We start from the raw sequence: 1,884 nt of genomic DNA, 5'->3' as shown, positions 1-1,884 counted from the left end.
TCTGTCACGGTTTGTGCACCTCGCTTCGCTCGCTTGCGCACAAACCGCGCCACCCCGCTCCGCTGGTCAGGCATTGCCGGTTAAGCCAGCGTTAGAATGCAAAAAAACCACGCCACGCAGCTTATTTCCGTGTTTAGGTGAAATTTATTGGATTTGTTAGGGGGGTTCGGTGAGTAAATGTATTCTTGTTAGAAGTCCGTGGGTTCTCGTTAAGGAGGGTTGGATCGGATACGGGTGGAGTCGAGTAGACTTTTCAAGCTTCAGTTCCCATAAGGATCTGATACGCTGCTTCAGGGAGAGTAGGATAGATTTCGGTAGAAGTGAGAAGCAGATAGTGAGGTTCTTCAATATTGCGGAAGGAGATATTGTTGTTGTACCGGTGCCCGGCGCAATACTAATTGGCGTATCTACCGGAAAGAAGTCCTACGGCGAAGGTGTTAAGCATGGGAGCAACAGAGTTTCCGTAGACTTTTTCAGAAATGCAGAGGGAAACCTTGTTAAGGTTCCCAGAAAGAGCCTTTCTACCGCATTCTCTTCACGGCTGAGAATTCGCCAAAGCGTTGTTTCACTATCTGAGTTTGCGCCAGAGATAGAGCAGATAATAGCTTCTTTGAAGGGTGGTGGTTCCGCTATCTATAGCTCCCATGTCCAAGAAATGGATGCGCTGGAGGTTGAATCTTTCAGGGAGGCTATGCTTGATAATATACGTTCAGGAAGAACCTACCTGCCGTGCGGTGGCGCCGGCCTTGAGGAATTGGTTCTTGAGTTGCTCAAACTAGACGGATATGAAGCAGCCATAATGGCTAAAAAAGGCCAGGATGGCGTTGCTGATGTTGACATCGCCGCGTTCAAGACAGACTTCCTTTCTTCTACAAAACTGCTTATTCAAGTTAAGCATCACGTAGGCGCGTCTGGATTCCATGGTGTTAAGCAAATCCAGGCGGCCGAAGATGAGGAGCAGGTCCTGCGGTGGCTAATCACCACGGCAGAGGTGTCAGATGAACTGCGAGAGAAAGCTCAAGTATCCAATGTGAATATTATGGACGGCCAGGAATTTTCAGGCTGGCTGACGTCACACGTAGCGGCTCTCTCAGTATCCACGCGCAATAAACTTGGTATTTCTAGTGTGCCTTCGCTGCTAATCAAGGCGTGACTAGTGTTCTTGGGCTGCGTTGGTGGCACAAAGCCGCGTTATTTTCTGGGTATGCCGCCAGGTTCGGTGATAACTATCAGAATTCTAACGATTGCGTGAAGCCGACAAAGCCCTCCACGCGCTTCGCACGCTCCGGGCTTTGCGGCTTACGCAGGCGTTCGTCTTGACGGGGCATCCTGGGCTCCCGAGGACGGCACACCCTATTTGGGAAAGATATGATTTCCCGGGATTGGGGAACCCGATTTGTGGGGTTCGATCGGCGAAAGAAACCTGGACTGCGCAGAGAATCTTTTCTGCTGGCCAGATCTGAATTGTCGGCGGATAATGGACCCGGATTTTTTTGGTGGATCTGGAATAAAGGGATTCTCTTCCAGGAACGCATTGATCATGAAGGAAGAAGGACGTGCCTGATGGCCCCAGGTGTTCGTTGATGCTATCGGGGGTTTGGAGCAAGCGAACAACAGCTTCAACCGGACAATGCCTTCTGTCACGGTTTGTGCACCTCGCTTCGCTCGCTTATGCACAAACCGCGCCACCCCGCTCCGCTGGTCAGGCATTGCCGGTTAAGCCAGCGTTAGGACGCCTGGGGCATCCCGGGCTCCCGAGGACGGCACTCGTTATTCGGAAAGCTGTATCATCCAGGGATTGAAACCGCCTGTTCAAGGGCGATCGGTGAAGGCAATCTGGTCAGCGAGAAAGTCTTTTCTGCTGGAAAAATCGATATATTCGGC

General features: G+C 51.2%; 1 protein-coding gene. It reads left to right on the top strand.

Annotated elements, in window-relative coordinates:
* Window positions 1–169 precede the first annotated feature (169 nt).
* A complete protein-coding gene (locus tag BW950_RS14650; protein WP_076490034.1) occupies window positions 170–1,153 on the top strand; it encodes a restriction endonuclease in 984 nt (327 codons plus the stop codon).
* Window positions 1,154–1,884 lie beyond the last annotated feature (731 nt).

It is taken from the genome of Alkalispirochaeta americana, from assembly GCF_900156105.1.
In the GTDB taxonomy this organism is placed as follows: Bacteria; Spirochaetota; Spirochaetia; order DSM-27196; family Alkalispirochaetaceae; genus Alkalispirochaeta; species Alkalispirochaeta americana.
The sequence above is the reverse complement of the archived record's forward strand: the minus strand, read 5'-3'. Positions and strand labels throughout refer to the sequence as shown.